This is a genomic window from Salipiger thiooxidans (genome assembly GCF_900102075.1).
GTDB classification, from domain to species: Bacteria; Pseudomonadota; Alphaproteobacteria; order Rhodobacterales; family Rhodobacteraceae; genus Salipiger; species Salipiger thiooxidans.
Genome location: NZ_FNAV01000012.1, coordinates 67,696 through 90,973, shown reverse-complemented (window position 1 = coordinate 90,973; position 23,278 = coordinate 67,696). Strand labels below are relative to the sequence as shown.

Sequence of the window (23,278 nt, the reverse complement as noted above, 5' to 3'; positions counted from 1 at the left end):
CACCGTTGTCGCGCAGACCTTTCGCGCTTCAGGCCTACCTCGCCTTTGCCCGAGGCCGCCCCGCGGCGGCCCCGGCCATGCTGCCGCGCCCGGACGGGCCGCTGATCTGGGCCCATGCCGAGCGCCCCGAGACCGCCCGCGCGCTGTCGGCGCTTGCCGCGCGCATGCAGTCGCAGCGCCCCGAGATCTCGGCGCTGCTGACATGGCCCTCGGACGGACCGGACCCTGCGCTCGATCCGCGCGGCTGCCTCGCCCAGCCGCTGCCCCCCGACAGCGCGTCCGACGCCCAGAGCTTCGCCGCCCACTGGCGCCCCGATCTCGCGCTCTGGACCGGCCAGCGCCTGCACCCGGCGCTGCTGTCGCGGCTCTCGGACGCGGGCAGCCGGCTGATGCTGCTCGGCGCCCGCAACGAGCCCTGGCAGACGCCCGCGCCGCTCTGGGTGCCCGACAGTGCCGCGGCGACGCTGGCGCTCTTCGACCGCATCTTCGCCGAGGATGACGCTGCCGTGCGCCGCCTGCGCCGAGCCGGGCTACCCGACCAGCACCTGCGCCGCGCCGGTCCGCTCACCGAGACCACGCCGCCGCTCGATTGCGACCCGGACCTGCACGAGGAGATGGCGCAGCTGCTCTCCGGCCGCCCGGTCTGGCTGGCCGCCCGCGCCCGCGCCGAAGAGGCGCCCGACATCCTGCAGGCCCATCGCCGCGCCACCCGCCTCGCCCACCGGCTGATCCTGCTGCTGGTCCCCGCCACCCGCGAGGACGGTGCCGCCATCGAGGCGCTGGCCCGCGACAGCGACCTGCGCGTCGCGCGCTGGGAAAACGGCGAGATGCCCGACGAGAACTGCCAGGTGCTGCTCACGGAGGATGCCTCCGAGCTCGGGCTCTGGTACCGGCTCGCCCCCGTGGCCTTCCTGGGCGGCTCGCTGCGGCCCGGCCATGGCGGCGAGGACCCGCTCGAAGCGGCGGCCCATGGCGCGGCGCTGCTCTACGGCCCCAACGTCGGCCGCCACCTGTCGTCCTACACGCGGCTGGTCGAGGCCGGTGCCGCCCGCATCGTCCGCGATTTCGACACGCTTGCCACCGCGATCTCGCAGCTCGTCGCCCCCGACCGCGCCGCCGCCATGGCGCATGCGGGCTGGGACGTGGTGAGCCAGGGGGCTGCGCTCACGGACGAGGTCATCGCGCTCGCCTTCGAGTGGCTCGACGGCGGCGGCACCAGCGGGGAGGCGGCCTGATGCGCGCGCCCGGCTTCTGGTTCACGCCTCCCGACCAGCCCGCCCCGCAGGCCCGGCTGCTGGCTCCGCTCGGTGCCCTGACCGCCCGCGCCACCGCCCGGCGCATCGCCCGCCCGGGCGCGCGCGTCGACGTCCCGGTGATCTGCGTCGGCAACATCAACGCGGGCGGCACCGGCAAGACCCCCACCGTGATCGCGCTGACCGAGCGGCTGACGCAGCGCGGGCTGTCGGTGCACGTGGTCTCGCGCGGCTACGGAGGCCGCCTGGAAGGCCCCGTGCGCGTCGATCCCGCCCGCCACGGCCCCGAGGACGTCGGCGACGAGCCGCTGCTGCTGGCGGCCTTCACGACGGTCTGGGTGGCCCGCGACCGCGCCGCCGGGGCGCGCGCCGCCGTCGCGGCCGGCGCCGGGGTCATCCTGCTCGACGACGGGTTCCAGAACCCTGCGCTGCACAAGGACCTGTCGCTGGTGGTGGTCGACGCCGCCAAGGGCTTCGGCAACGGCCGCTGCATGCCCGCAGGCCCGCTGCGCGAGCCGGTGGCCACGGGGCTCGCCCGCGCCGACCTGCTGCTCTCGATCGGACCCGAGCCGGCGCAACGCGCCTTTGCCGAGACATGGAAGGGCAGCATCGCCCTGCCCCACGTCACCGCACGGCTCGAGCCGCTGCAGACCGGCATGGACTGGCAGGACCTGCCGGCGCTCGCCTTCGCGGGCATCGGCCACCCGGAGAAGTTCTTCGCCACGCTGAAATCCCTGGGCGCCGAGCTGCGCGAATGCCGCGCGCTCGACGATCACCAGCCCTTCACCCCGGCACTGCTCACCCGGCTCGAGACCGATGCCGCGCGGCTCGGGGCGCAGCTGGTGACCACCGAGAAGGACGCGGTGCGCCTGCCCGCGGCGTTCCGGCCCAGGGTGCTCACCCTGCCGGTGCGCCTGCAGATCGAGACCCCCGCGCCCCTCGACGCGGCGCTGTCTGCGCTGTTCGGCTGACGTGCCTGACGCCTGAGGCGGTTATTCCGCGGCGAGCGGCTGCTCGCGGTCGCGGTCGCGATGCCCGATGGCCGAGATCTCGGCCACCACGCCGCGCAGGATGCGACGGAAGGCCTGAAAATTGGCGTTGGGGCGAATCTGCGTCTCGTCCATGTAGATCGACCGGTCGATCTCGACCTGCACCGCATGCTGCCCGCGCGACGGCCGGCCGTAGGCCTGCGTCACGTAGGCCCCGGCAAAGGGCGTGTTGCGCACCACGGTGAGCCCCGCCGCGGCGAAGGCGCTCTCGATGCATTCGACGATCTCGGGGGTGGCAGAGGCGCCGAAGCGGTCACCGATCACGATCTCGGGCCGCCGCGCCGAGTTGCGGGCGATTCCGTCCACCGCCTCGTGAGGCATGGAATGGCAGTCGATCAGCACCGCCTCGCCGAATTGCGCCAGAGACCGGTCGAGCAGCGCCCTGAGCTGGGTGTGATAGGGATGCCAGTAGCGCGAGATCCGGCGCTCGGCCTCGGCCAGCGGCAGCTTGCCGCGGTAGATCGCGCGGCCGTTCGACACCACCCGCGGCACCACGCCCAGCCCGCTGGCCACGCGCGGATTGTGCCCGGTGCGGCGCACGCCCTCGATCAGCGCGGGGTCGAGCTCGTCCGGGGCCCGATTCAGGTCGATGAAGGCGCGCGGCGCCCCGGCCCGCAACAGCGGTGCCCCGAATTGCGGCGCGCAGTCGAAGAGCCGGTCGACGAAGGCGTCCTCGGAAGAGCGGATGGACTGTTCGTCGAGAATCGTGCCGCGCAGGAAGCTCCAGGGGTAGTCGCGTCCGGAATGCGGCGAGGCAAAGACCGCGCAGGACGTGGGGGCATCCGGCAGGTCGAGATGATATGCGACTTTGGGCATTCCGTCTCCTTCCGGATCACTCTAGCCCGATTTCCACCGCTGCAAAAAGACTGTTTTGCAAGAGGTTCGGAAAGATCGGCAGGATGCAGGATTTCTCTCCCGAAAGCCCTTGCCACGGTCTCCGACTCCTTTTATAGAGCCCTCCACCGGCGCGGTTCTCCCCGCGCCCCGTTACTTTCCGGGGCATGATGAGAGCATAAGCGCAGGCCATGAATGGGCGGTTAGCTCAGCGGTAGAGCACTACGTTGACATCGTAGGGGCCACTGGTTCGATCCCAGTACCGCCCACCATGACCTTCACCGGCTTCGCGGAAGCGAAGCCAGACTTCAACGGCTGGCGCTCGCGCGCCGCGATAAGAGGAGAGACCCAAATGAAGGTCGCAAACTCGCTCCGCTCGCTCAAACAGCGCCACCGCGACTGCCGCGTCGTGCGCCGGAAGGGCCGCGTCTACGTGATCAACAAGACCCAGCGTCGTTTCAAAGCTCGTCAGGGCTGAAACTGCTGAGGATCGTCTCCGGGCGATCTCACGAGACGAACAAGGGCCACCCTCGCGGGTGGCCTTTCTGTTTTCCCAGGGCCCGGGTTTCCCGGGCTTTGTTTTTTTCGGACTAGGCGGACCGGGCCGTGCCGCCGCCCTGCCCGGGCTCTTGTTTTCCAGATGGCGCGTGCAGGGCTCGCATCCCCGGTTGGCGCGCGCCGGACACCGAACCCGAGGTTCACCGGCACTCGCTGGCTTTCCGGATTCCGTCGCGGACCTTCCCGCTCCCTTGCTTCGAGCCCACGCTCGCCAAGCACTGGCCCCGAGCTCCACGGGCTCCGGCTCTCCCTGCGAGAGCAGTCGGGGCTCCGGCCAACGGACCTCCGCCTCTCCCTCTCGCCTCCCCCCGCAGCGCCACGCCTTCCCTCAGCCCGTCGCCTCGATCTCCACGCTGTAGCGCAGCGTAGCGCCCGTCGGGGCGCCGTAGTAGCCGCCCTCCACCGGCATCGTTGCTGCCTGCTCCGGCGCGGCGAAGAGCGCCACGTGGCCGTCGCTGACACGGGTGCCGTGGGTCGGGTCGAAGGCGACCCAGCCGCCGGGCAGCCAGACCTCGGGCCAGGCGTGCAGGTGGCGCCTGCCATCGACGCTCTCGGCCCGCGCCTGATAGCCGCTCACGAAGCGCGCAGGCAGGCCCATGAGGCGGCAGCAGGCGATGAAGAGCACCGCGAGGTCCCGGCACGCGCCCTGTGCCCTCAGCAGCGTCTCCTCAGGGCTCTGGGCATAGCCCGTCTCGCGGATGTGCCGGTCGGTGCGGGCAAAGAGCGTCGTGGTCAGCGCATCGAGAAAGCCGGGCGCCCGCCCGCCCCCGGCGGCGACCATCCCCTGCGCGAAACTCCGCACTGCCGCGCCGGGATCGGCCTGCGCAAGGCACGGCGCAAACCCCTCCGGCGCCTCGCGCCACGGCAGCACGACGTCCTGCCCCGCCGTGCCGGGGACCGCCGTCTCGACCTCGAACCGGCTCTCGATGGAGAGGCGCTGCGTGGCGGGCCCGAATTCGACCCGCGTGAGGCAATTGCCGTGGGCGTCGGTCTCTTCGATCAGCGACAGCGGCTCGGGCAGGATCAGCAGCCGCCGCGACAGCACGCGGCCGGTGTCGGCACGCGGGGTCAGCCGCAGCACGTGCGGCGCGAGGCTCACCGGGGCCTCGTAGCGGTAGACGGTCTCGTGACGTATGGAAAATCGCATCGCGGGCTCCTCCTGCCGGGCGCTTCAGCACGCAGCAAAGCACCGCTGTCGGGGGAGTTTCCAGCGCGGAACGCCCTCGGCGGGCGCCGAGGGCGGCAGCCAGCCTTTTCGATGGGCAGCGCCCGTGGGGCTTGAGGGCCGCCGGGCCCGTGGCGGCTCAGAGCCGCGGGACGGCGTCCACGGTGCCCGCCGCAGCGGCGGCACTGGCAAAGGCAGCGATCTTGTCGAGATCCTTCACCCCCGGCGCCGATTCGACGCCCGAGGAGACGTCGACCTGCCGCGCCCCGGTCAGGGCGATGGCCTGCCCGACATTGTCGGGCGTCAGCCCACCGGCAAGCATCCACGGACAGGGCCAGCGCCGCCCGGCGAGCAGCCGCCAGTCGAAGCTCAGCCCGTTGCCGCCCGGAAGCACGGAGCCCTTCGGCGCCTTGGCATCGACCAGCAGCTGGTCGGCCACGCGCGCATACTCCTGCAGCGCCGGGAGATCCTCTTCCGAGGCCACCCCCACCGCCTTCATCACCGGCAGACCGTAGCGGGCGCGCAGCTCGACCACGCGCTCGACGCTCTCGCGCCCGTGCAGCTGAAGCATGTCGAGTGGCACCGTCTCCACGATCTGGTCGAGCAGCGCGTCTTCGGCATCGACCACGAGCGCCACCTTGGCGAGCCCCACCGGCGCCTCGAGCGCCAGCGACCGCGCCTGCCCGAGGCTCACCGCCCGCGGGCTGCGCGGGAAGAACACCAGCCCGATGTAGCGCACACCGGCACCGGCGGCGGCCGCCACCTCTTCGGGCCTTTTGAGCCCACAGATCTTTACCCGGATGTCATCCATGACCACAGGTCCCATCTGGCGCGTTGCCCGGCTCGTGGTCCGGTGCCCGGATCCCCCCAAGGGAGTCCGGACGGGCGCCGGCGCCCTGAAGCAGGATCAGGCGCTCTGGTCGAGGATCGCGAGGACCTCGTCCTTGTCCTTGTCGCGCTCGGCCTGGGTCTTCTTCAGCTCGCGCTCGAGCTTGCGGACCTCGGTCTTGCGCTCGGCGGCGGCGGCGCGGTGCTTGTGCTCGCGCAGCCACTCCCAGACGAAGCCGATCAGCAGGCCGAAGACGATGCCGCCGAAGAACACCAGGAACAGCGGCAGGCTCAGGGTCTGCTGGAAGCTCAGCAACGACGCCAGTTCATCGGGCAGCAGCTGCAGCTCGACCATCGAGCGGTTGGCCATCGCAACGGCGATGAGGACGACCGCGAGGGCGCCCAGAAATGCAAAGCGAATGTAGCGCATGGTCCTGTTCTTACTTTCCGTTCAGCCGGTCGCGCAGCAGCTTGCCCGTCTTGAAGAAGGGCACGTGCTTCTCCTCGACCTCGACCGCGTCGCCCGTCCGGGGGTTACGCCCCATCCTGGCATCGCGCTTCTTGACCGAAAAGGCGCCGAAACCGCGCAGTTCGACCCGGTCGCCCCGGGCCATGGCATTGGTGATCTCTTCGAAGATCGTGTTCACGATCCGCTCCACGTCACGTTGGTAGAGATGCGGGTTCTCCTCCGCGATCTTCTGGATCAATTCCGATCTGATCATCCTCGCACATCCCTCAATGCGTCTCTCCGCGCCTTTTCGTTCTACGACACTCGGCGCCTTCGCGCCAACCGGAAACCCGGCGGCCACCCTGAAAAAGCATTCTGTAGCAGCAGTTTGAAGCCATTTTCCCGCCGAGCGGCCGGTCTGCCGACCACATAGCGCGGTGCTGCGCCGCAGAAAGGCCTCTTCACGTTCGCGCGATTCGCGGGCGTCACGTGCGCGCACGCGTCTCCGGCGCCTCCTGCCCGAAGAGGGTCAGGAAAAGCGTCGTGAAGAAGCCGCCGAAGGCACTTTCGACCGCCGCGACAGCCCCGGGAAGCAGGTCCTCGGTGCCGAACTGGCGCAGCGTCGCCACCACGTCGGCCTCGAAACCCGGAAAGGTCTTGCCGCAGTAGGAGATCACGTCGCGACCGCGAAGCGGCTCGAGGAACCCGAGAAGCCCCATGGGCTCGAGCTCCTGTTCCAGCGGCGCCGCGTAATACCGCTGCCAGGGATCGCCCGGATCGCATGGCGCGAAGCCGTCGAGCGGCAGCCCTGCCACGACCGCGCGCAATTCCTCCTCGCGCTCCCGCGCCACAACCGCGACGATCTACTCCGGAAGGCAGCCGCCGTCGCCGCAGATGAAGACGTTGTGGCACATGCGTTTGAGGGTCGGATCGTCGTGGACGTCTGCCCAGTTCGCCTCGCAGAAGCGCCCCGTCTCCGCCATGTTGACGGGATCGAAGGGCACCACGTCCTCGAGCGATTGCGCGGCGACGGGGGCGGGACAGGCCATGGCCGCGATCAGGGCCGCAAGGCGGAAACCGAAACGATCGGGCATCGGCAAAGGACCTCGTTGAAATCCCTGCCCAGACTGACCGCCGCGGACGCGACCTGTCAAGGATCGCGAGCCCCCGGAACGGCAAGGGCCCCGCCGGATCTCTCCGGCGGGGCCCCCAATTCACAAGCGAAGTCGCTCAGGCTCAGTTGTCGCCCTTGAGCGCTGCGCCGAGGATGTCGCCCAGCGATGCACCCGAGTCGGACGACCCGTACTGCTGCACGGCTTCCTTCTCTTCGGCGATCTCGCGTGCCTTGATCGACAGGCCCAGACGACGGGTCTTGCTGTCGATGTTGGTGACGCGGACGTCGATGTGGTCGCCAACCGAGAACCGCTCGGGGCGCTGCTCGGAGCGGTCACGCGACAGGTCGGAGCGGCGGATGAAGGACTTCATGCCTTCGTATTCCACCTCGATGCCGCCGTCCTCGATCGCCGTGACGTTCACGGTGATGATCGAGCCGCGCTTCACGCCGCCAACGGCTTCCGCGAACTTGTCGCCGCCGAGGGCCTTGATCGAGAGCGAGATACGCTCCTTCTCGGTGTCCACTTCGGTGACCACGGCCTGCACGATGTCGCCCTTGCGGTATTCCTGGATGGCTTCTTCGCCACGCTGGTCCCACGAGAGGTCCGAGAGGTGCACCATGCCGTCGATCTCGCCGTCGAGACCGATGAACAGGCCGAACTCGGTGATGTTCTTGACCTCGCCCTCGACCTGCGTGCCCTCGGGGTGAGTCTCGGAGAAGACCTCCCACGGGTTGCGCATGGTCTGCTTCAGGCCGAGCGACACGCGGCGCTTGGCCGGGTCGATCTCGAGCACCATGACGTCCACTTCCTGCGAGGTGGAGACGATCTTGCCGGGGTGCACGTTCTTCTTGGTCCAGGACATTTCGGACACGTGAACGAGGCCCTCGACGCCCGGCTCCAGCTCCACGAACGCGCCGTAATCGGTGGTGTTCGTGACGCGGCCCTTGTGGACCGACCCCAGCGGGAACTTGACGGCAACCAGATCCCACGGATCTTCCTGCAGCTGCTTCATGCCGAGGCTGATACGGTGGGTGTCCTTGTTGATCTTGATGACCTGGACCTTGACGGTCTCGCCGATCGACAGGATCTCGGACGGGTGGTTCACACGGCGCCATGCCATGTCGGTGACGTGCAGCAGGCCGTCCACGCCGCCCAGGTCGACGAACGCACCGTATTCGGTGATGTTCTTGACCACGCCGTCGACCGTCTGGCCTTCGGTGAGGTTGGCGATGACTTCCGCACGCTGCTCGGCGCGCGATTCCTCGAGGATCGCACGACGCGAGACAACGATGTTGCCACGGCGACGGTCCATCTTGAGGATCTGGAACGGCTGCTTGAGACCCATGAGCGGGCCCGCGTCACGCACGGGGCGGACGTCGACCTGCGAGCCGGGCAGGAAGGCAACGGCGCCGCCGAGATCGACGGTGAAGCCACCCTTGACGCGGCCGAAGATCGCACCTTCGACGCGGGCGTCGTCGGCGTAGGCCTTCTCGAGACGGTCCCATGCCTCTTCACGACGGGCCATCTCGCGCGAGATGACGGCTTCGCCGCGGGCGTTCTCTGCGGAGCGCAGGTACACCTCGACTTCGTCGCCGACGGAGATGTCGGGCGCTTCGCCGGGGTTCGCGAATTCTTTGAGATCGACGCGGCCTTCCATCTTGTAGCCGACGTCGATGATGGCCTGGCCCGCTTCGATCGCGATGACCTTGCCTTTGACAACCGAACCTTCGTCCGGAGTGTCCATTTCGAGGCTTTCATTAAGGAGGGCCTCGAATTCCTCCATGGTTGCGTTAGCCATGTGGCGTCATGTTCCTTTACAATTCGTTTTTTCTGGCCGGGCGGTTGTCTCCGCCGGTCTTGGATGATGTCCGCACTTGCGGCGAACCTTCTGGCCCGTTCAGACATCCGCGTATGACAAAAAGGGCCGGATGAAATCCTGGCCCTGCCCGTTGTCCTGTCCGCGGCGTTGTCGCCTGTCTTGACCGGGCGCGGTATACGCAAAGCGCGCGCCCGGATCAAGCCCCGAACGCCGCGCCCTCGTTCCGACCCGCCGCCCGGCCGCAGCCCCGGATGCCTCCGGCGGGGATATTTGGGGCCATTGGAAACCGGGAGCCCCGCCCATGGGCATCCAATGGCCTGAAATATCCCGGGGGAGTCGCGCATCGCGCGACGGGGGCAGCGCCCCCTTCCTGCCGCCGGCCCCGCGGGCTCAGCAGTAGTTCTCGGGCCCCACCGACTGGTCGCGCGAGTACCGGTCGCCGTGGCACCAGCCGATCGGCAGCACCGTCTCGACCCGGGCCATGTCCTCGGCCGTGAGCTCGGCCTCGGCGCCCGCCACGAGCTCGGCGAAATGCGCGACCGAGCGGGTGCCGGGGATCGAGACCACGTGTCCGCCCTTGTGCAGCCCCCAGGCGATGGCCAGCGCCGCGGCGCTCAGCCCCATCTCGGCGGCGAGCGCCCGGAAGCCCTCGACGATCTTCAGGTTGGCCGAGAGGTTCGGCTCCATCATCCGCGGGTTCGAGGCGAGGAAGGGGTTGGCCGCGATCCGCTCGCGGGTGATCGGCGTGTCGGTCAGCAGCGAGCGCCCCACCGGCGAAAAGGCAACGAGCGCGACGCCCAGCTCCTCGCAGGCCTGCAGCAGCCCCATCTCGGGCAGCCGCGTCGACAGCGAGTATTCCGACTGCACCGCGGCGACGGGATGCACGGCATGGGCCCGGCGCAGCGTCGACGGCGCGATCTCCGAGAAGCCGATGGCCTTGCATTTGCCCTTCTCGACCAGCCGCCCCATGGTGCCCGCCACGTCCTCGACCGGGATCGCCGCCTGGTAGCGGTGCACGTAGAAGAGATCGACGCAATCGGTGCCCAGCCGCGCCAGCGAGCCGTCGAGCTCGTGCTCCATGTGCGCCAGCGAGTTGTCGAAGGCGCGTTGGCCGTCGGCGGTGCGGGTGATCCCCGCCTTGGTGGCGATGTGCACGCCTTCGCGCGCACCGGGATTCGCCGCAAGCCAGGCCCCGATGGTGCGCTCCGAGCGGCCCATGCCGTAGACGTTCGAGGTGTCGATGTGGGTCACCCCGGCGGCGCGGGCGGCATCGAGGATGGCAAAGGAGTTCTCCTCGGTCGTGGGCCCGTAGAAATCCGCGAAGGACATCGCCCCGATGCCGAGGCACGAGACCTGCGTCCCGCCGATGTTGCGCGTTCTCATTGCCCTGCCCTCTCGCTCATGGTGGCGTTGACCGCGGCGATGGCCTGCGCGACGGCGCTCTCGATGTCCATCTCCGAGGTGTCGAGGATCACCGCGTCCTCCGCCGGGCGCAGCGGCGCGTCGGCGCGGGTGCGGTCGCGGTGGTCGCGCTCCTTCGTCTCGGCAAGGACGGTCTCGTAATCGGTCTGGACCCCGTTGCCCTGCAACTCGTCGAAGCGCCGGCGGGCCCGGACCTCGGCGCTGGCGGTGACGAAGAGCTTGGCCTCGGCCTCGGGGCAGATCACCGTGCCGATATCGCGCCCGTCAAGCACCGCGCCGCCCGACCGCCGGGCGTAGGCGCGCTGGAAATCCACCAGTGCTGCGCGGACCTCGGGGATCGCGGCGACCTTGCTCGCGGCCTGCGCCACCTGCGCCGTGCGCAGCCCCTCGGCCTCGAGATCGGCCGCCACCAGCGCCTGCGCCGCCGCCACCGGCTCGGTGCCGGTCAGCATCAGGCGACCCACCGCGCGGTAGAGCAACCCGGTGTCGAGGTGACCGAAGCCGAAATGCGCCGCCAGCCGCTTGCTGATGGTGCCCTTGCCGGCGGCCGCCGGTCCGTCGATGGCGATGGTGAAGCTCATGGGGGCGTGGTCTCCGGTTCGGACAGTGCTCCCCGGCTTATGGCCAGCCCCGCGCCGGGCTGCAAGCCTCGCGGCGCCCAGGCGGTCGTCCCGGCCGAAGACTGCCCGAAAACCGCGTCACCGCGCCTGGCCCTCGCGCGAGATGTCGGCGCCGAGCCCGGTCATCAGGCCTTCGAAGATCGGGAAGGAGGTGGCGATCGGGCCGCCGTCATCCACCCGCATCGGGGAGCGCGTGGCAAGCCCCATCACCAGGAAGGACATGGCGATGCGGTGGTCGAGATGGCTCGCCGTCACCACGCCGCCGGGCACATTGCCGTGGCCAAGACCGTGCACGGTCCACCAGTCCTCGCCTTCGTCGACGGTCACGCCCGCGGCGCGCAGTCCCACGGCCATGGCGTCGATGCGGTCGCTCTCCTTGACGCGCAGTTCCCTGACCCCCGGCATGTGGGTCTTTCCCGTCGCGAAGGCCGCGACCACCGACAGCACCGGGTATTCGTCGATCATGCTCGCCGCGCGCTCGGCCGGCACCTCGATCCCCCTGAGATCCGGCGAGAACCGCGCCCGCAGGTCGGCGACCGGCTCGCCGCCCTCCTCGCGTTCGTTCTCGAAGGCGAGATCCGCGCCCATGTCCTGCAGGGTGAAGAACAGCCCCGCGCGGGTCGGGTTGAGGCCGATGTTGGGCACCAGCACGTCCGAGCCCTCGGTGATCAGCGCGGCGCAGACCGGGAAGGCGGCGGAGCTCGGGTCGCGCGGCACCACGATCACCTGCGGCCGCAGCTCGGGCTGGCCGGTCAGGGTGATGACCCGGCCCTCGGCGGTGGTCTCGGTGCTGACCTGCGCACCGAAGCCCGCCAGCATCCGCTCGGAATGGTCGCGCGTCGCCTCGCGCTCGATCACCACGGTCTCGCCCGGCGCGTTCAGACCCGCCAGAAGCACCGCGGATTTCACCTGCGCCGAGGGCACCGGCGTGGCGTAGCGCACCGGCAGCGGGTCGCGCGCGCCGACGATGGTCATCGGCAGCCGCCCGCCCTCGCGCCCGTAGGCCCGCGCCCCGAACAGCGCCAGCGGATCGGTGACCCGCGCCATCGGGCGCTTGTTGAGGCTCGCATCCCCGGTAAAGGTCGCGGCGATCGGCGTCGTCGCCATGGCGCCCATGATCAGCCGGACCCCGGTCCCCGAGTTGCCGCAGTCGATCACCTGTTCGGGCTCGGCAAAGCCACCGACGCCCACGCCCTGCACGTGCCAGGTGTCGCCGCGCTTCTCGACCTCGGCCCCGAACGCGCGCATCGCCTTAGCGGTGTCCAGCACGTCCTGCCCCTCGAGCAGCCCGGTCACGCGGGTCTCGCCCACCGCCATCGCGCCCAGGATCAGCGACCGGTGCGAGATCGACTTGTCGCCCGGCACATGGGCCTCGCCGCGCAGCCCTTCGGACCGGCGCGCAATCATTGGAATGGGTTCCCCGTGGCTCGACATCTCGCCCCCTCGTGTTATCGCTCACACCGCCCATAGCAGCGCGTCATGCGACCGTCCATCACAACCCCGGCCCTTCATCTTGCCGGGAAAACTCCGGGGGAGTCGCCCGCATGGGCGACGGGGGCAGAGCCCCCTGCCCCGCTCACCGCTTGCGGAAGGTCAGGTAATGCGGCACCCGTCCCTCGCGCAGCGCCTTCTGCTCGTAGCGGGTCGAGATCCAGTCCGACCACGGCTGCCGCCAGTCCTCGGGGCGCTCCGCCAGCCACTCGAACCCGGCCTTCGGCACCTCGACCAGCGTCTGGCGCACGTAGTCGGGAATGTCCGTCGCGACCCGGAACTCGGCGCCCGGCTTCAGCACCCGCGCCAGCGGCCCGAGGTGCTCCTGCGTCACGAAGCGGCGCCGGTGGTGGCGCTTCTTGGGCCAGGGATCGGGATAGAGCAGGAACGCCTTGTCGACGCTGCCCTCGGGCAGCACGTCGAAGAGGTTGCGCACGTCGCCCGGGTAGACCCGTACGTTCTCGACCCCGGCCCGCCGGATCTTGCCCAGCAGCATGGCGACGCCGTTGATGAAGGGCTCGCAGCCGATCACGCCCACATCCGGGTAGGTCGCGGCCTGGTGCACCATGTGCTCGCCGCCGCCGAACCCCACCTCGAGCCAGACCGGCTTGCCGTCAAAGATCGCCCCCGTGTCGAGCGGCAGCCGCTCGGGGTTCTCCTCCCAGTCCACGGCGCCCGGCGAGAGCCGACCGAGGTCCTCGTCGAGATAGGTTTCCTGGGACGCCTTCAGGGTCTTGCCCCGCACGCGGCCGTAGAAATTGCGCCAGGGGGCGTCGGGATGCTTGTTGGACGTTGTCATGGCCCGGGCGTTTAGCGCCAAGTCGGGCGCGGGGCAATCCCGCAGCGGGCAGCCGCCACCGCAAACGCCCCGCAAACGAGAAGGGCGCCGCAAGCCGATCCGGCCCGCGACGCCCCCCTTGTCTCTCCCCCCGGCATCACCGGGGGGGAAATCTGTGTCTCTGGTCCCTCACCCCGACAGCGCCGGAGCGGGGCTCCGTTTCAGACCGCCGCCATCAGCGCGTCGGCGAGGTCGGTACGCTCCCACGAGAAGCCGCCGTCCTCTTCGGGGGCCCGGCCGAAGTGGCCATAGGCCGCGGTGCGGGCGTAGATCGGCTTGTTCAGCTCGAGATGGGTGCGGATGCCGCGCGGCGTCAGGTCCATGACCTTGGGGATCGCCAGTTCGATCGCCGCCGCGTCGACTTCGCCGGTGCCGTGGGTGTCGACGTAGATCGACAGCGGCCGGGCGACGCCGATGGCATAGGACAGCTGCACGGTGCAGCGGTCGGCCATGCCCGAGGCCACGACATTCTTGGCGAGGTAGCGCGCGGCATAGGCGGCCGAGCGGTCGACCTTGGTCGGATCCTTGCCCGAGAACGCACCGCCGCCGTGCGGTGCGGCACCGCCGTAGGTGTCGACGATGATCTTGCGCCCGGTGAGACCCGCGTCGCCGTCGGGCCCGCCGATCACGAAGGCACCGGTCGGGTTCACCCACCACTCGGTGGTGTTGGTGAGCCAGCCGTCCGGCAGAACCTCGCGGATGTAGGGCTCGACGATGGCGCGCACGTCATCCGAGCTCAGGTCCGGGTCGAGATGCTGGTGCGACAGCACCACCGACGACACCGCCACCGGCTTGCCACCTTCGTAGCGCACCGAGAACTGCGATTTCGCATCCGGGCCGAGCACCGGCTCGGCGCCCGACTTGCGGGCCTCGGCGAGGCGCTTGAGCACCGCGTGCGAGTACAGGATCGGAGCCGGCATCAGCTCGGCCGTCTCGTTCGTGGCATAGCCGAACATGATGCCCTGATCGCCGGCGCCCTCGTCGCCGCGTTCGCCGGTCACACCCTGTGCGATGTGGGCCGACTGCTCGTGCAGGAGGTTGGTGATCTCGCAGGTTTCCCAGTGGAACTTGTCCTGCTCGTAGCCGATATCCTTGATGCAGGCGCGCACGATATCGGGCATCGCCTTCATGTATTCGGCCAGCTTGTCTTGATCGGTCAGGCCGACCTCGCCACCGATGACCACGCGGTTGGTGGTGGCGAAGGTCTCGCAGGCAACGCGCGCAAGCGGGTCTTCGGCTAGAAGGGCGTCGAGGACTGCATCGGAAATGCGATCGCAGACCTTGTCAGGGTGACCCTCGGAAACAGACTCCGAGGTGAATGTATAATCTTTTCGGGACATTGTCGCTCCATTAATACCGAGCCATCACGCCAGGAAGCCGTTGTGACGGTAATTTACAATGGACCACCGCTACGTGGTCAGGGGGTCCGCGTCAATCGGAAACGCGACGCGATATGTAAAATGCCCCACATCCGAGGAAAAAGAGAGCAATGAGCATGGGGAGGTCCCCGGTCCGGCTGTAAGGTGTCACCCGCAGCGGCGGCGGCAGCGGCGTGTCGAGGTAACCGGCCTCGCCCAGCGGCACCGAATCCAGCACCCGCCCGGCGCCGTCGATCACCGCAGAGACCCCGGTGTTGGCGGCGCGCAGCATCGGCAGCCCCTGCTCGATGGCCCGGATGCGCGATTGCGAGAGGTGCTGGTACGGGCCCGAGACCTGGCCGAACCACGCGTCATTGGTGATCTGTAGCAGGAAATCCGCCCGGCCCGGCGCGTTGTGCACGTCCTGCGGGAACACCGCCTCGTAGCAGATCAGCGGCAGGGCGCGGCCAAGGCCTTCGCCGAGGTCGATGATCTGCGGCCCCGGCCCGGCAGTGTAGCCGCCCTCGGCGCGCTGCGCGAGCCCGCCCACCCCCACGTGCCGGAACAGCGCCGCGGCGGGCATGTATTCCCCGAACGGCACGAGGTGGTGCTTGTCGTAGACCTGCATCACGTCGGGTCCCTGCCCCGCGAGCACCAGCGAATTGTACCACGCGCCGTCCTCTTCGCGCTGGATGCCCAGCACCACCCGCGCCGGGAAGGCCGCGTCGGTGATGATGCCCAGCGCCTCGTCGGCACTGTCGAGCAGCATCGGCACCGCGGTTTCCGGCCAGATCACCAGATCCGGGCGGCCCAGCCCGTCATGCGAGGGCGCGGCGGTGAAATCGACCTGGCGCTCGAAGAAGATCGGCACGAAGGCGCGGTCCCATTTCTGGTGCTGCGGCGCGTTGGGCTGCACCAGCCGCACGACCGGGCGCCCGGTCAGGTCCTGCAGCGGCGGCACCATGGCCGCCCCGCCCCAGACCAGCGCCACGACCGTGGCAACACCGACGCCGCCCGTAACCCAGGCGCGACGTCCGCCGCGCAGGGCCATGGCGATGAGCGACACCGCCAGCAGGGTGACGAGGTTGAGCCCGTGCGGGCCGATCACCGAAACCCACTGGATCGCATCGACCGGGGCCCAGAGATAGCCGACCATGGCCCAGGGAAAGCCGGTGAGCACGTAGGCCCGCGCCAGCTCCGCCGCGGCCCAGGCGACGGCGAGCGCGAAGAGCCGCGTGCACAGCCCGCGCGCGTGGCCTGCGCCCCAGAAGGCCAGCGCCCAGAACAGCGCGAGCCCGGCGGCAAGGAAGAACAGCGCGAAGGGCGCCATCCAGCCGGTGGTAGCGGCATCGACCTGGAACGGTTCGGTGACCCAGTTCAGCACGAGCGCGAAGTAGCCGAGCCCCACGCCCCAGCCGGCGCCGAAGGCACCGCGCCGGGTGGACGTGATCGAGAACACGAGGACCGCTCCCAGAAGCCCCGCGACGGCGAGCCAAGTCAGCGCCCAGGGCGCCTGCCCCAGACCCATCAGCGCGCCGGCACCGATCCCCGGGAGGATCGGTGCCCAGCGGGGCAAGCGGTCCAGCCACGACGGGCTGGTGTCAGGCACTGCGTACCTCCGTGCCGGTCTCGGTCTTGGCAGCGGCCTCGGGCTTCGCGGCCACGGCGGCAGGCGGCGGCAGCGCCGCCACAGGCTTGGGCGTGGCACCGCCCGCCTGCGTGTGCGGACGCACCCGCAGCCGCTTGATGCGGCGCGGATCGGCATCCACCACCTCGAAGTCGATGCCCGCCGGGTGCGGGATCACCTCGCCGCGCGCGGGCACGTGACCGGCGAGCATGAAGACCAGACCGCCCAGCGTGTCGATCTCCTCCTCGTCGATCTCGTCGTCGTCGGTGAGCGCAAGGCCGGTCTCGCCCTCGAACTCCTCGAGCGGGGTCTTGGCCAGCGCCAGCCAGCTCCCCGACTTCTCGCGGAAGAAGTTGCGGCCCTCGGCGATGTCGTGTTCGTCCTCGATCTCGCCGATGACCTGCTCGATGAGATCCTCGATGGTCACGAGCCCGTCGACGCCGCCGTATTCGTCGATCACCAGCGCCATGTGCCGGCGTTCGGTCTGCATCTTGGTGAGCAGCACGCCGATCGGCATGGAGGGCGGGACGAAGACCAGCGGGCGCAGCATCTTCTTGAGATCGAAGCGCTGGCCGGAGCCGTTGAAGCCGTGGCGAAGCGCGAAATCCTTGAGGTGTGCCATGCCCACGGGCGTGTCGAGCGTGCCGGAATAGACCGGCAGGCGGGTCATGCCGCTTTCGCGAAAGACCTGCACCAGTTCGGGCTTGGTGATGGTGTCTGGCACCGCGACGATGTCCGCCTTGGGAATCGCCACGTCCTCCACCCGCATCCGGCGCAGGTTCATCAGGCTCGGCGGTGGCGCCTGAACCTGTGGCGCAGCTGCGCCGTTCATCCCAGTGCCGGTGTCGGTTGCCGGTCGGAATACATTGAAAACACGGCGGAAAATACCGTCGCCGTGGTTCCCATCTGCCGTCTGCCGCGCGCTTTGCGCTGCCGTAGACGAGCCGTCACTATCGCCCATCGATCCTATCCGTTGGCGGGGCCTCGACCCCAAGTCTCATCAATATGGGTTCGCTACCCCCAGTTTGCCAAGTATTTCCACTTCGAGAGTTTCCATGACCGTGGCGTCTTCGTCACGAATGTGATCGTAACCCAGAAGATGCAATGTTGCGTGAACGATCAGGTGGGTCAGATGAGCGGAAAGCGGCTTGTCCTGTTCCTGGGCCTCGCGCAGGCAGGTTTCCCAGGCGATGGCGATGTCCCCGAGCTCTTCCGGCATCCCCGGCATGCCCGGTTCGGGCAGGTCTTCCGGGTCACGCTCTTCCGAGGGCCAGGACAGGACGTTGGTGGGTGCAGGCTTGTCGCGGAAATCGCCGTTGAGCTTGGCGATGCGGGCGTCGTCGCAGGCGAGGATGGCGATCTCGAACCCGTCGGGGTCGAGGTCGAGCGCGGTCAGCGCGGCGCGGGCGGCGGTTTCGGCGAGCGCCTCGAACCCGGCCTCCTGCCAGCGGTCGTCTTCGAGAAGGGTGTCGGTCAGCATGGGCGGATCCGTCGCAGGGGGGCGCTGCCCCCGTCGCGCCCGGGGGCGCTCCTCCCCCGGAGTTTAGGGGGCAAGATGAAGCTGCGGGGCGCGCCGGGGCCGGCTATAGCGGTCTGCGCGACAGGCGCAAGCCGCCATGGCCCTATGGCCCGGCCCCTGCCCTGGCCGGTGCCCTGCCCGCGGGTCAGCCGCCCTCGGCGTCGCGCTCGTAGGCCTCGATGATCGCGGCCACCAGCGGGTGGCGCACCACGTCCTTGGCGGTGAAGTAGTTGAAGCCGATCTTGTCGATGTCCTTCAGCAGGCGCTCGGCGTCCTGCAGGCCCGAGGGCACACCGCGCGGCAGGTCGACCTGGGTGCGGTCGCCGGTGATCACCATGCGCGAGCCCTCGCCCAGACGGGTGAGGAACATCTTCATCTGCATGGTGGTGGCGTTCTGCGCCTCGTCGAGCACCACGAAGGCGTTCGAGAGCGTACGGCCACGCATGAAGGCGAGCGGCGCGATCTCGACGGTCTTCTCCTCGCGCATCTTGGCGAGCTGCTTGCCGGGCAGGAAGTCGTTCAGCGCGTCGTAGAGCGGCTGCATGTAGGGATCGACCTTTTCCTCCTGCGTGCCGGGCAGGAAGCCCAGCCGCTCGCCCGCCTCGACGGCAGGGCGGCAGAGGATGATCTTGTCGACGGCGCCGGTGATCAGCATGTTCACCCCGACCGCGACGGCGAGGTAGGTCTTGCCGGTGCCCGCAGGGCCGATGCCGAAGCACATCTCGTTCTGGTAGAGCGAGCGCACGTAGGCCTTCTGCGCCTCGGTGCGCGGCTCGATCAGCTTGCGGCGGGTCTTGATCTCGACCTTGCCGCCGTCGAACATCTCGAGCTGGCGGTCCGGGGTCTCGTCCTCGGGCGCGAGGCGGAATTCGCGGTCGATGTCGCCCCGCCCGACCGAGCGCCCCTGTTCGAGCCGCTGGTAGAGCGCCATCAGCACGTCCCGCGCCGCCGCCTGCGATTCCTCGGGTCCGTGGATCGCGAGCTGGTTCCCGCGTCGCAGGATCTGCACGCCGGTTCGGGTCTCGATGTCGGTGAGATTGCGGTCGAATTCACCGCAAAGGTCGATCAATAGACGGTTGTCGGGGAATTCGAGGATGGCTTCGGTGAGAGTGCCTGCGTTCACGCATGTCTCCTGCGCTTGAGTCTCTCTCAATGGTGCCAAGCGCGCCGCCATAGGGCAAGCCCCGAGCGGCCGATCCGGGCAGATCGTACGAAAAACGACCGCGCGGCGGGCAGCTGCGCGGTCGGAAAGGCCCCGGAACGGGGGGCCGGATCAGAGCGGATCGCCGATGACGCCGGTGGCGCCGTTCTTGAAACCGCCGGTGGCGACGGTCGGCGGGGCCACGCCCGAGCAGACCGGCTTGCCGTACTTGTCGAGGCGGCGGGCCAGATAGCCCTCGACGCCGTCGTCGGCGATCCAGTTGTCGCAGCCGTCCGGGTCGACCCAGACGCCCCACTTGATCTGGCTGAGATCCTTACGGTCGATCAGGTTGCGGTCGACGCTCTTGTCGGGGCCGATGGGCGTGTCGCAGGCCGAGACGGTGACGGCGGCGGCGAGCGCGAAGGCGAGTTTCACAAGCTTCATGTCCGTCTCCTCAGCGCACACACAGGATTTCGACGCGGCGGTTCCTGGCCATACCCTCGACCGTGCTGTTGGTCGCCACCGGGTAGGATTCCCCGTAGCCCCGCACGTCGACGATGCGCGCGCCCGCCGAGCGGGCCACCCGGGCCACCGAGTTGGCGCGGTTGTAGCTCAGGCGGCGGTTGTATGCGTCGCTGGCGCGGGCGTCGGTGTGGCCGGTGATGATGAAGCCGAAGGCGGTGGCGTTCCGGAAGAACTCGCGGATGCGCGCCTGCCCCTGCGGGCTGATGGCGTAGCTGTCGGTGGCGAAGTACTGGTCCGAGTTCAGCGTGCCGCAGACGTTGATGTCGTGGCAGACCGGGCGGCCGTCGCGGGTCACCCGGCTTACGGCGTAGCCCTCGGCGCCGTCGTCCATCACCCAGATCTCGCAGCCGTCGGGCGAGATCGAGACGCCCGGGATGTAGCGCTGGCCGCGGATGGTGCGGGTGTTCTGCGTGGAAATGACCGGTTCGCTGACGCCGGCGGTGCCGGCGGCGGCCGGCGACGTGGTCGCGATGGCGGCGATGGCTGCCAGTGCGACCGCCGCAAGGGCGCCGCGGACGGCTTTGGTGATGCGATTCGCCACAGCCTCTGTCCCCTTGTTACTGGTTGAACACCGCACACCCGGTTTTCGGATTCGAGGCGGCACGGTAAACTTACGATAAAACGGGTTTTTAACAGACTAATCCGCCCCGAGAAGCGAAAAACCCTACATATTGTGGCTCATTTCGGGACAAACGGAAGATGTTCGCGGCATTGTCCCGCGGACGGATTCAAAGCCCCGGATGGCGCCGCCCGGCGGGACCTCAGGCCAGCACGCCGCGCAGGGAGTTGGGGCTGCTCTCGACGATGCGGACGCGGCGCAGGTCGCCCCGGGCGAGCCCGTCCGACTCCACGTAGACCGCGTGCAGGTAGTCGGACTTGCCCACCATCTGGCCCGGGCGGCGACCGGCTTTCTCGAAGAGCACGCCGACCTCGCGCCCGATCATGGCGTCCTGCAGCGCGCGCTGCTGGCGCACGAGCAGGGCCTGGAGGCGCTGCAGCCGGTCGTCCTTTTCGGCCTCCGGGACCTGCGGGCGCTCGGCGGCGGGGGTGCCGGGGCGCTCGGAATACTTGAACGAGAAGGCCGAGCCGTATTGCACCGCCTCGACGAGGTCGAGCGTCGCCTGGAAATCCGCTTCGGTCTCTTCCGGGAAGCCCACGATGAAGTCGCCCGAGAGGTGCAGGTCCGGGCGCGCCGCGCGCAGCCGCTCGACAAGCTTGAGGTAGGCCTCGGCGGTGTGGTGGCGGTTCATCCGCTTGAGGATGCGGTCCGACCCCGCCTGCACCGGCAGGTGGAGGTAGGGCATGAGCTTCTCGCAATCGCCGTGGGCGGCGATCAGCGCATCGTCCATGTCGTTGGGGTGCGAGGTGGTGAAGCGGATGCGCTCGAGCCCGTCGATCGCCGCCAGCTCGCGGATCAGGCCGGCGAGGCCGCGGTCATGGCCGTGGTAGGCGTTGACGTTCTGGCCCAGCAGGGTGATCTCGCGCACGCCGCGCTCCACGAGGTCGCGCGCCTCGGTCAGCACCCGGTCCGCCGGACGCGAAACTTCGGCGCCGCGGGTATAGGGCACCACGCAGAAGGCGCAGAACTTGTCGCAGCCCTCCTGCACCGTAAGGAAGGCGGTCGGGCCGCGCTTGGCCTTGGGCCGGGCCTGCAGCCGCTCGAACTTGTCCTCCTCGGGGAAGTCGGTGTCGAGCGCCTTCTCGCCGCTGCGCGCCTTGGCCTCGAGCTCGGGCAGGCGGTGGTAGCTCTGCGGCCCCACCACGAGGTCGACCATCGGCTGGCGGCGCATGATCTCTTCGCCCTCGGCCTGCGCCACGCAGCCCGCCACGCCGATCTTGAGGTCCGGGCGTTCGGCCTTCAGCACCTTGTAGCGGCCGAGCTCTGAATAGACCTTTTCGGCGGCCTTCTCGCGGATGTGGCAGGTGTTGAGAAGGATCATGTCCGCATCGTCGGGGCTGTCGGTCTGCACGTAGCCCTGCCCGCCCATGGCCTCGGCCATCCGCTCGCTGTCGTAGACGTTCATCTGGCACCCGTAGGTCTTGATGAAGAGCTTCTTGGGCTGGGTCATGGCTTGCTCCCGGTGGCGCGGTTCAAGTCGGGGCGGATAGCGCAAAACCGCCCGCGTGAAAAGCCCGCGCGGCCCGGGCCCGTCGTCACCGGCCCCTGCCCCGCGTCCGTCTTTGCCATGAATACCCGCAAACGCCCCGCCCTGACCAGCGCCGCGGAGCCTGCCATCGCGCTTGCATCCCCGGACGATTTCCAGAATCCTCCGCCCCGGACCCGCAGCGAGGCAGAGCATGTTGTACCCCGGCCTCAGCGCCTTTCTGAAGACCGCCCGCAGCATCATGGGCAAGGGCCCGGTGGCGATGGTCTTCTGCGAGGACGAGACCGAGATCGACACCACGCTGCGCCACCACCTGCAGGCGGGCTTCCGCTGCGTGCTGGCCTTCATGCCGCCGCATTTCACGCTGGCCCCCGACCTGCACGACCGCGTCCACCGCATCGACCACGACATGACCGCCGAACGCGCCGTGGCCGACGCCGTCACGCGGGTGAGCGAGGCGGCCCCCGGGCTCTGGATGTTCTACTGCTACAACGCCGAGTACCTGTTCTACCCGTTCTGCGAGACCCGCTCGGTCTCGGAGATGCTGGCCTTCCACGGCGAGGAACGGCGCGACGCGATGCTGACCTATGTCATCGACCTCTACGCCGGCGACCTGCAGCGCCATCCCGACGCGGTGTCGCTGGACGAGGCCTTCCTCGACCGCTCGGGCTATTACGCGCAGGCCCGCAACGATCCCGCCAACCACGATCACCCCAGGGAGCGGCAGCTCGACTTCTTCGGCGGGCTGCGCTGGCGCTACGAGGAACACGTGCCGCCCGAGCGCCGCAAGATCGACCGGATTTCGGTCTTCCGCGCCAAGGCAGGCCTGCGGCTGCGCGACGACCACACCTTCAGTGACGAGGAATACAACACCTACGCCTGCCGCTGGCACAACAACCTGACCGCGGCGCTGGTCTCCTTCCGCACCGCCAAGGCGCTGAAGCGCAACCCGGGCAGCAGCTTCGACATCCACAGCTTCCGGTGGCACAACTCGACGCCCTTCGAGTGGCACTCGCAACAGCTGCTCGACCTCGGGCTGATGGAGCCGGGCCAGTGGTTCTGATGGCGCTGAGCACCCGCGTCCTGACCGCGGACGACGCCCCTGCATGGAAGGGCCTGCGCGTCGAGGCGGTCGAGGCCTACCCCTCGGCCTTCCTCGCCAGCGCCGAGGAGGCCCGCGCCATGCCGCTCGAGACGGTCGCGCAGATGCTGGCGCAGGGCATGACGCTGGGGCTTTTCGAGGCGGCGGAGCTTGTCGGCATGGCGGGGCTGCGCCGCCTGCCCTTCGCCCGCGCCGCGCACCGGGTCGAGATCGGCGGCTTCTACATCCGCCCCCGGCTGCACGGACAGGGCGCCGCCGAGCGGCTGATGCAGGCGATCGTGGATCACGCCATGGCGCTCGGGGTCTGGCAGCTCGAGCTCTGCGTGGCCGAGCAAAATGCCCGCGCCATCCGGTTCTACGAACGGCGGGGCTTCGTGCGGCAGGGGCGGATGCCGAACACGGTGGTGGGCCCCGACGGGCCCGAGACCGACCTGTTCTACACCCGCGACCTGCGCGGCTGA

25 protein-coding genes, 1 tRNA gene and 1 riboswitch are annotated in these 23,278 nt (G+C 69.3%); of the genes, 6 read left to right on the top strand and 20 right to left on the bottom strand.

Translation table 11 applies throughout. The features are described from left to right. Positions 1-5: 5 nt before the first annotated feature. Positions 6-1,235 (top strand): 3-deoxy-D-manno-octulosonic acid transferase, encoded by a 1,230-nt coding sequence (locus tag BLQ77_RS18285; protein ID WP_040384150.1) that lies wholly within the window; start codon positions 6-8, stop codon positions 1,233-1,235. After that, complete coding sequence (gene lpxK / locus BLQ77_RS18280; protein ID WP_089961818.1) at positions 1,235-2,224, top strand: tetraacyldisaccharide 4'-kinase; 990 nt, start codon at positions 1,235-1,237, stop codon at positions 2,222-2,224. Before BLQ77_RS18285 ends, lpxK begins: the two co-directional genes overlap by 1 nt. Before the next feature lie 21 nt (positions 2,225-2,245). On the opposite strand, the gene BLQ77_RS18275 is transcribed toward lpxK, so the two are convergent. Further along, complete coding sequence (locus tag BLQ77_RS18275; RefSeq protein ID WP_008884365.1) at positions 2,246-3,118, bottom strand: N-formylglutamate amidohydrolase; 873 nt, start codon at positions 3,116-3,118, stop codon at positions 2,246-2,248. Between the two features lie 215 nt (positions 3,119-3,333). Between BLQ77_RS18275 and BLQ77_RS18270 the strand changes: the two genes are divergently transcribed. Both BLQ77_RS18270 and ykgO read left to right on the top strand, forming a co-directional pair. Further along, positions 3,334-3,408 (top strand) — tRNA-Val (locus BLQ77_RS18270). An 80-nt stretch (positions 3,409-3,488) separates the two neighbouring features. Then, on the top strand, positions 3,489-3,614 hold the full coding sequence (gene ykgO, locus BLQ77_RS18265) for a type B 50S ribosomal protein L36 (RefSeq protein ID WP_008884645.1): 126 nt from the start codon (positions 3,489-3,491) through the stop codon (positions 3,612-3,614). A 408-nt stretch (positions 3,615-4,022) separates the two neighbouring features. Here ykgO and BLQ77_RS18260 read toward each other — a convergent pair whose 3' ends face one another. The 19 genes from BLQ77_RS18260 to miaB form a co-directional block, all read right to left on the bottom strand. Next, the gene (locus tag BLQ77_RS18260; protein ID WP_089961816.1) at positions 4,023-4,841 is read right to left on the bottom strand and encodes a transglutaminase family protein; all 819 of its coding nucleotides are present in this window, start codon (positions 4,839-4,841) and stop codon (positions 4,023-4,025) included. A 157-nt stretch (positions 4,842-4,998) separates the two neighbouring features. After that, positions 4,999-5,670 carry a phosphoribosylanthranilate isomerase gene (locus BLQ77_RS18255; protein ID WP_089961813.1) on the bottom strand — a complete coding sequence of 224 codons (672 nt, stop codon included), beginning with the start codon at positions 5,668-5,670 and terminating at the stop codon, positions 4,999-5,001. Between the two features lie 96 nt (positions 5,671-5,766). Continuing rightward, on the bottom strand, positions 5,767-6,117 hold the full coding sequence (locus tag BLQ77_RS18250; RefSeq protein WP_008883721.1) for a LapA family protein: 351 nt from the start codon (positions 6,115-6,117) through the stop codon (positions 5,767-5,769). 10 nt (positions 6,118-6,127) lie between these two features. Continuing rightward, positions 6,128-6,409, bottom strand: a complete 282-nt coding sequence (ihfB, locus tag BLQ77_RS18245; RefSeq protein ID WP_008885705.1) for an integration host factor subunit beta — start codon at positions 6,407-6,409, stop codon at positions 6,128-6,130. A gap of 211 nt (positions 6,410-6,620) precedes the next feature. Further along, positions 6,621-6,962, bottom strand: a complete 342-nt coding sequence (locus tag BLQ77_RS18240; protein ID WP_089961811.1) for a hypothetical protein — start codon at positions 6,960-6,962, stop codon at positions 6,621-6,623. Positions 6,963-6,998: 36 nt separating this feature from the next. Beyond that, complete coding sequence (locus BLQ77_RS18235; protein ID WP_089961809.1) at positions 6,999-7,229, bottom strand: hypothetical protein; 231 nt, start codon at positions 7,227-7,229, stop codon at positions 6,999-7,001. A 142-nt stretch (positions 7,230-7,371) separates the two neighbouring features. Continuing rightward, positions 7,372-9,048 (bottom strand): 30S ribosomal protein S1, encoded by a 1,677-nt coding sequence (gene rpsA, locus BLQ77_RS18230; protein WP_089961806.1) that lies wholly within the window; start codon positions 9,046-9,048, stop codon positions 7,372-7,374. Positions 9,049-9,459: 411 nt separating this feature from the next. Then, positions 9,460-10,452, bottom strand: a complete 993-nt coding sequence (locus BLQ77_RS18225; protein ID WP_089961805.1) for an aldo/keto reductase — start codon at positions 10,450-10,452, stop codon at positions 9,460-9,462. Beyond that, on the bottom strand, positions 10,449-11,072 hold the full coding sequence (gene cmk, locus BLQ77_RS18220) for a (d)CMP kinase (RefSeq protein ID WP_089961802.1): 624 nt from the start codon (positions 11,070-11,072) through the stop codon (positions 10,449-10,451). The genes BLQ77_RS18225 and cmk overlap by 4 nt, the downstream gene beginning before the upstream one ends. A gap of 117 nt (positions 11,073-11,189) precedes the next feature. Then, on the bottom strand, positions 11,190-12,545 hold the full coding sequence (gene aroA, locus BLQ77_RS18215) for a 3-phosphoshikimate 1-carboxyvinyltransferase (RefSeq protein WP_089961797.1): 1,356 nt from the start codon (positions 12,543-12,545) through the stop codon (positions 11,190-11,192). A 142-nt stretch (positions 12,546-12,687) separates the two neighbouring features. Then, positions 12,688-13,401, bottom strand: a complete 714-nt coding sequence (gene trmB, locus BLQ77_RS18210; RefSeq protein WP_207545856.1) for a tRNA (guanine(46)-N(7))-methyltransferase TrmB — start codon at positions 13,399-13,401, stop codon at positions 12,688-12,690. Positions 13,402-13,601: 200 nt separating this feature from the next. Then, complete coding sequence (gene metK, locus BLQ77_RS18205) at positions 13,602-14,780, bottom strand: methionine adenosyltransferase (RefSeq protein ID WP_008885914.1); 1,179 nt, start codon at positions 14,778-14,780, stop codon at positions 13,602-13,604. Between the two features lie 3 nt (positions 14,781-14,783). Continuing rightward, positions 14,784-14,832, bottom strand: a riboswitch (SAM-SAH riboswitch). A 39-nt stretch (positions 14,833-14,871) separates the two neighbouring features. Further along, entirely contained in the window at positions 14,872-16,407 is a 1,536-nt protein-coding gene (lnt, locus tag BLQ77_RS18200; RefSeq protein WP_089961794.1) for an apolipoprotein N-acyltransferase, read from the bottom strand. Then, entirely contained in the window at positions 16,400-17,386 is a 987-nt protein-coding gene (locus tag BLQ77_RS18195; RefSeq protein WP_089961791.1) for a transporter associated domain-containing protein, read from the bottom strand. Before BLQ77_RS18195 ends, lnt begins: the two co-directional genes overlap by 8 nt. A 39-nt stretch (positions 17,387-17,425) precedes the next feature. Then, positions 17,426-17,905 carry an rRNA maturation RNase YbeY gene (gene ybeY, locus BLQ77_RS18190; RefSeq protein WP_089961788.1) on the bottom strand — a complete coding sequence of 160 codons (480 nt, stop codon included), beginning with the start codon at positions 17,903-17,905 and terminating at the stop codon, positions 17,426-17,428. 184 nt (positions 17,906-18,089) lie between these two features. Further along, on the bottom strand, positions 18,090-19,067 hold the full coding sequence (locus BLQ77_RS18185; protein ID WP_008885625.1) for a PhoH family protein: 978 nt from the start codon (positions 19,065-19,067) through the stop codon (positions 18,090-18,092). Positions 19,068-19,217: 150 nt separating this feature from the next. Then, a complete protein-coding gene (locus tag BLQ77_RS18180) occupies positions 19,218-19,529 on the bottom strand; it encodes a hypothetical protein (RefSeq protein WP_089961787.1) in 312 nt (103 codons plus the stop codon). A 10-nt stretch (positions 19,530-19,539) separates the two neighbouring features. Further along, on the bottom strand, positions 19,540-20,151 hold the full coding sequence (locus BLQ77_RS18175; protein WP_089961784.1) for an OmpA family protein: 612 nt from the start codon (positions 20,149-20,151) through the stop codon (positions 19,540-19,542). Between the two features lie 220 nt (positions 20,152-20,371). Further along, entirely contained in the window at positions 20,372-21,679 is a 1,308-nt protein-coding gene (gene miaB, locus BLQ77_RS18170) for a tRNA (N6-isopentenyl adenosine(37)-C2)-methylthiotransferase MiaB (protein ID WP_089961781.1), read from the bottom strand. Between the two features lie 229 nt (positions 21,680-21,908). Here miaB and BLQ77_RS18165 point away from each other — a divergent pair, with 229 nt between their 5' ends. Continuing rightward, positions 21,909-22,778 (top strand): hypothetical protein, encoded by an 870-nt coding sequence (locus tag BLQ77_RS18165; RefSeq protein ID WP_089961778.1) that lies wholly within the window; start codon positions 21,909-21,911, stop codon positions 22,776-22,778. Then, positions 22,778-23,278: a GNAT family N-acetyltransferase gene (locus BLQ77_RS18160; protein WP_242661773.1), complete on the top strand. Its 501-nt coding sequence runs from the start codon at positions 22,778-22,780 to the stop codon at positions 23,276-23,278. Before BLQ77_RS18165 ends, BLQ77_RS18160 begins: the two co-directional genes overlap by 1 nt.

Excerpts from the sequence above, each read along its gene's own strand:
- lpxK (WP_089961818.1), top strand. The coding sequence starts at position 1,235 with ATGCGCGCGCCCGGCTTCTGGTTCACGCCTCCCGACCAGCCCGCCCCG.
- BLQ77_RS18275 (WP_008884365.1), bottom strand. The coding sequence starts at position 3,118 with ATGCCCAAAGTCGCATATCATCTCGACCTGCCGGATGCCCCCACGTCC.
- ykgO (WP_008884645.1), top strand. The coding sequence starts at position 3,489 with ATGAAGGTCGCAAACTCGCTCCGCTCGCTCAAACAGCGCCACCGCGAC.
- BLQ77_RS18260 (WP_089961816.1), bottom strand. The coding sequence starts at position 4,841 with ATGCGATTTTCCATACGTCACGAGACCGTCTACCGCTACGAGGCCCCG.
- BLQ77_RS18255 (WP_089961813.1), bottom strand. The coding sequence starts at position 5,670 with ATGGATGACATCCGGGTAAAGATCTGTGGGCTCAAAAGGCCCGAAGAG.
- BLQ77_RS18250 (WP_008883721.1), bottom strand. The coding sequence starts at position 6,117 with ATGCGCTACATTCGCTTTGCATTTCTGGGCGCCCTCGCGGTCGTCCTC.
- ihfB (WP_008885705.1), bottom strand. The coding sequence starts at position 6,409 with ATGATCAGATCGGAATTGATCCAGAAGATCGCGGAGGAGAACCCGCAT.
- BLQ77_RS18235 (WP_089961809.1), bottom strand. The coding sequence starts at position 7,229 with ATGCCCGATCGTTTCGGTTTCCGCCTTGCGGCCCTGATCGCGGCCATG.
- rpsA (WP_089961806.1), bottom strand. The coding sequence starts at position 9,048 with ATGGCTAACGCAACCATGGAGGAATTCGAGGCCCTCCTTAATGAAAGC.
- BLQ77_RS18225 (WP_089961805.1), bottom strand. The coding sequence starts at position 10,452 with ATGAGAACGCGCAACATCGGCGGGACGCAGGTCTCGTGCCTCGGCATC.
- cmk (WP_089961802.1), bottom strand. The coding sequence starts at position 11,072 with ATGAGCTTCACCATCGCCATCGACGGACCGGCGGCCGCCGGCAAGGGC.
- aroA (WP_089961797.1), bottom strand. The coding sequence starts at position 12,545 with ATGTCGAGCCACGGGGAACCCATTCCAATGATTGCGCGCCGGTCCGAA.
- trmB (WP_207545856.1), bottom strand. The coding sequence starts at position 13,401 with ATGACAACGTCCAACAAGCATCCCGACGCCCCCTGGCGCAATTTCTAC.
- metK (WP_008885914.1), bottom strand. The coding sequence starts at position 14,780 with ATGTCCCGAAAAGATTATACATTCACCTCGGAGTCTGTTTCCGAGGGT.
- BLQ77_RS18195 (WP_089961791.1), bottom strand. The coding sequence starts at position 17,386 with ATGGGCGATAGTGACGGCTCGTCTACGGCAGCGCAAAGCGCGCGGCAG.
- ybeY (WP_089961788.1), bottom strand. The coding sequence starts at position 17,905 with ATGCTGACCGACACCCTTCTCGAAGACGACCGCTGGCAGGAGGCCGGG.
- BLQ77_RS18180 (WP_089961787.1), bottom strand. The coding sequence starts at position 19,529 with ATGAAGCTTGTGAAACTCGCCTTCGCGCTCGCCGCCGCCGTCACCGTC.
- miaB (WP_089961781.1), bottom strand. The coding sequence starts at position 21,679 with ATGACCCAGCCCAAGAAGCTCTTCATCAAGACCTACGGGTGCCAGATG.
- BLQ77_RS18165 (WP_089961778.1), top strand. The coding sequence starts at position 21,909 with ATGTTGTACCCCGGCCTCAGCGCCTTTCTGAAGACCGCCCGCAGCATC.
- BLQ77_RS18160 (WP_242661773.1), top strand. The coding sequence starts at position 22,778 with ATGGCGCTGAGCACCCGCGTCCTGACCGCGGACGACGCCCCTGCATGG.